The 4,264-nt window shown below is 72.1% G+C and carries 3 protein-coding genes; 1 reads left to right on the top strand and 2 read right to left on the bottom strand.

Going from position 1 to position 4,264, the window contains the following annotated elements; translation table 11 throughout:
• The coding region (locus tag ACYVE7_RS30155; RefSeq protein WP_460369456.1) for an FtsX-like permease family protein at positions 1-3,177 on the bottom strand (3,177 nt) is incomplete at its 3' end.
• Positions 3,178-3,331: 154 nt separating this feature from the next.
• Here ACYVE7_RS30155 and ACYVE7_RS30160 point away from each other — a divergent pair.
• Positions 3,332-3,592, top strand: coding sequence for a hypothetical protein (locus ACYVE7_RS30160; protein WP_460369457.1), 261 nt, complete (start codon positions 3,332-3,334; stop codon positions 3,590-3,592).
• A 315-nt stretch (positions 3,593-3,907) separates the two neighbouring features.
• On the opposite strand, the gene ACYVE7_RS30165 is transcribed toward ACYVE7_RS30160, so the two are convergent.
• Positions 3,908-4,264: hypothetical protein (locus tag ACYVE7_RS30165; protein ID WP_460369459.1), on the bottom strand; the 357-nt coding region annotated here is incomplete at its 5' end.

The raw sequence follows: 4,264 nt of genomic DNA on the forward strand, positions 1-4,264 counted from the left end.
ACCCGCGCCCGCCCGCCGCAACCGCGCCACCAGCAGGCCGAGCACCACGGCCAGCACCGCCAGCGAACCGGCCAGCAGCGCCGCCACCGGCCCCCAAGCCACCACCAGATCCACCTTCGGGTAAGGGGCACTGGCCCGCACCGACAGCACCAGCCGCGGCACCGCCAGCCACGCCACCGCCAGACCGAGCACCAGCCCGCCCGCCAAGCCGAGCAGCACGAGCAGCGCCTGCTCCATGCCGAGCATCCCGAACACCTGCCGCGGCGAAGCACCCAGCGCCCGCAGCACCGCGAACTCCGTGACCCGCTCCCGCACCGACACCGTCGCGTTGATCGCGAAACCGACCACCGCGAACAGCAGCGCCGCCAGGAACCCCAGGAACAAGGCGCCCTGCAACGCCGCACCGAGCGGGGAGTCCCGGAACTCCGCCCGGACGGCGTCACGGTCCTGCACCCACCCCCACCCGGCCACCGCGCCGACCTCCGGCGAACCCGACATCCACCACTCCGACGGCACCACCGCAAGCTGCGCCTGGTTCAGCGCCCGCTCGTTGAACGCCGCCAGATCCACCAGGACCGCCGGACGCACCGGATCGGTCGTCGGCAACGCCCGCACCACGCCCGACACCGTCATCTTCACGCGCGCCCCCACCTCCACCTCCAGGGTGTCGCCGACCTTCAGCCTCTTGGTGTCGGCGAGCTCCCGGGTGATCAGACCGTGCAGCGGAGCCTCGGCCGGGCCGGGCAGCAGCAGCGTCAACACGTCCGGCTCGGGGAAACCGAACCCGGTCGGGGAGACCAGCTCACCCTTGTACTTGACGCCGACCGTCCACCCGGCCCCCGACCTGGCCGGAGTGCCGTTCGAGGGGACGTCGCCCTGCGGGGTGAACGTCCACCGCCACCGGTCGCCCGACGGCAGGCCGACCGGCACGCCGTCGGCGCTCACCCGCTCCACCGCGACGTCCAACCGGCCCCGGTACAGCACCTGCGGCAGCTCATACCGCACACCGCGCAAGCTCAGCGGATACGTCAACCGGCCGCCCTGCCCGGCCAGTGCCGCCAAATCCGCGGTCAGCGTTCTGACCCTGCCATCGGCCGGCAACCGCCCCAACGGCACCTCACGCACCAGACCCGAACCGTCCACGACCGTCACGAACGCCTGGAACATCGCCGCCAGCTCCACCGTCAACCCCGGCTCACCACCCGAGGCACGCAACCGCAGCTCCAACCGCTTCGGCTCACCCGGCAGCACCCCCAGCGCCGCCGGACGATCACCCGCGGGCCCGGCCAGCGCCGCCACCAGATCCGGCTCACCCACCACCACCTTCGCCAACGCACCCGCATCGGCCGCCAGCAGCGCCGTATCACCATCACCCACCCGCACACTGCCCCGCAGCACCGGACTCACCACCCCCACCCCCGGCAACGCCTCCAACACCGCACGCTGACCCACCGCCGCAGGCAGCCCCTCAGCCGACGGCGCCGCGATCCGCACCTGCGCCCCCGACGCGAAATCCGCCTGCGCCACCTGCGACGCCCGCCACGTCCCCGACGTCGTCACCGACAAGATCCCCACCGCGACCGCCATCACCAGCAGCAACGCAGGACCCGCATACCGCAGCGGACGCCGGCTGATCTGCCGCGCCCCCAACGCCGGAGCCAACCCCCGACCGCCCGCAGCCAACCGCTCCGCCACACCCGACGCCACCGGCACCAGCCGCAACACCAGCGCACCACCCGCCAGCAAAGCCAACGCAGGACCCGCCACGATCACCGGATCAACGCCCAGACCACCCGAAGTCGACGTGACCGGCGCCCCGTACCGGGTCAACTGCCACATCCCCAACCCCGCCACCACCAGCAACGCCAGATCAGCGCCCGCCCGCTGCAACGGACCCCGCGCCTCACCCCGGCCACGCCCCGACTGGCTCTCCACATACGTCCCACGCGCCGAACGGACCGTCGGCACCGCCAACGCCACCGCACACCCCACCGACGCCACCAGCGAGACCACCCACACCAGCCCCGTCGGCGCCTCCGCCAACCGCAACCCCGTCGACCGCACCCCCGGAGCGTGCGCCGACCACCGCAACAGCACCGGCGCCAGCAACGGAGCCGCCACCAGCCCCGGCACCGCCAGCACCAGCCCCTCCACGAACGCCAACCCGCCCACCTGCCGCAACGACGCCCCCCGCGCCCGCAGCAACGACACCTCCGCCCGACGCTGATCAGCGATCAACCGCGCCACCAGCAGCAGCGCATACCCCGCCAGCAGAACCAGCTGCAACACCGGCACCAGCATCGTCGACCGCGTCACCAGCAGCGCCGTGTCCAACTGCCGCAACTCGCCCGGCAGCTCCGACACCACCCCGAACCCCTTGGCCCGCAACGCCGTGTCCATCGCGCCCAGCCTGCCCGGCAGCTCATGCACCCGGCCCGCGTCCATCCGCGACGTGTCCGGCCGCACCGTCCACGACGCCTGCACCCCGCGCGGCGCGAACCGCCGCGCGAACACCCCCGGATCCACCACCAGCGGCCCGAACGTCGTATACCCCAGCCGCTCCACACCGTCGATCGACAGCCGGTCCCCATGCCAGTACGGATCGGCCGGATCCACCACCTCGTACAACCCCACCACCGTCGCGGTGACGGGGGACCGGTCGATCCGGTTCACCATCCGCAGCGTGTCGCCGACCTTCACCTTCAGCAGCTTCGCCGCGGGAACCGACACCACCGTCCGCACCAGACCGTCAGCCCCGCCGTCCGACGGCCACACCCCCTCGGCCAACCGCGCGTGCTGCTCCAACCCCGAGAACAACGCGAACGCCGTCAACTCCGGATGATCGTCCTTCTCCTGGCCCGGCAGCGCATAGGAATCACCCCGCGCCGACGCCCCCACCTCCAGCGGCACCGGCCCATAAGCCGCCGCCAGACGCTCCCGCAGATACGCCTCGGACTCCGCCCACCCACCGGCCTTCACCTGCTGCGACACCCGGGTGCCGACCTGATCGAAGGTCATCGACCCCAGCGTCCGCGCCAGACCCTCACGCGTCACCGTCGCGGTGAACGCCGTCAACGTCGCCAGCATCACCAACGCGAACAGCACCGTCAGCGACGCCGCGCAGACGAGCATCTTCTCGTGCAGACCACGGCGCGCCAGCAATCTTCCCCCGACCATGGCCAAAGATCTTGGTCGGTCCCCCCAAGACCCCACAAGTCCCACAAACACCCAAAGTTAGGGTATTTACCGAACCGTCACCCGCACCGAACATGCCCGCCAAGGGACACCATGGCCAAATACCTGCTGCTCAAGCAGTGCCGAGGCGCCCTCCGTGCAGGACGCCCCCCTGGAAGCCGTCCGCGCCTGGCCCGGCGACCCGCCCCGCGACCCCAAGGGCTGGCTGATCACCGCGTCCTGGCGCAAGTTCCTCGACGTCTCCCGCGCCGCGACCTCCCGACGGCACCGCGAGGAACGCCTCGAAACCGAACCCGCGCCAGAACCGGGGGAGGGGACCGACTCCCTCCGCCTGTACATCCTGCGCGCCCGCCCCTCCCTGACCCCGGCCTCACCCTGCGCGCCGTCCGCGGGCTGACCACCCGTCTCAACCGGGCCGTCACTCTGGGGGAGGCCGACGGTCCGCTCGCCGATCTGGCCGCCGCGGGGGAGCTGGGTCCTGCCCTGCCCCGGCACACCGCCGCCGCTGCCCGCCTGTACGCCGGGGCGGCCCTGGCGGCGCCCAACCTGTCCGAGCGCGACCACCTCACCCGGCAGGACGCCCGTCTCAACGCCGCACTGTGAGCCCGATACACACAAAAGGTGCATGAGGTATCAAATGGTGCGTAACCCGACAGAAGTTGAATTCTGTCGGGTTAGATTTGTTGCTGATTGTCCGGTTCGGTGGGGCCTGTTAGGAGGCCGGGACGGTCACGAGGGTGCGGCCGTCGACCGTCACGACCTCGAGCCGGTCGAGATCCGGCCGCGTGATCATCGTCGAGCCGCGGTAGTCGCCGTAGCCTTCGCCGGCCACGGTCCAGCCGGCGGCGGTGTCACGGCGGCCGTCTATGCCGATCGCGACGAGGCTGCAGCTCGTGCCGGGGGGGACCCCGTCGAGGTGGACGCTGAGCGCGGTGCCGCCGTCGCGCGGCCAGAGGGTGATCTGGGCGGTGACGCGGGTGGCGGCGTCGGTGGCCTCCAGGTGTTCGGCGCCCGGTCGGCTGGTCGCGGACGCGGCGGGTGCGGTGCGGCCGCGCTCCAGGACGGGCAG

The organism is Actinocorallia lasiicapitis (assembly GCF_054778695.1).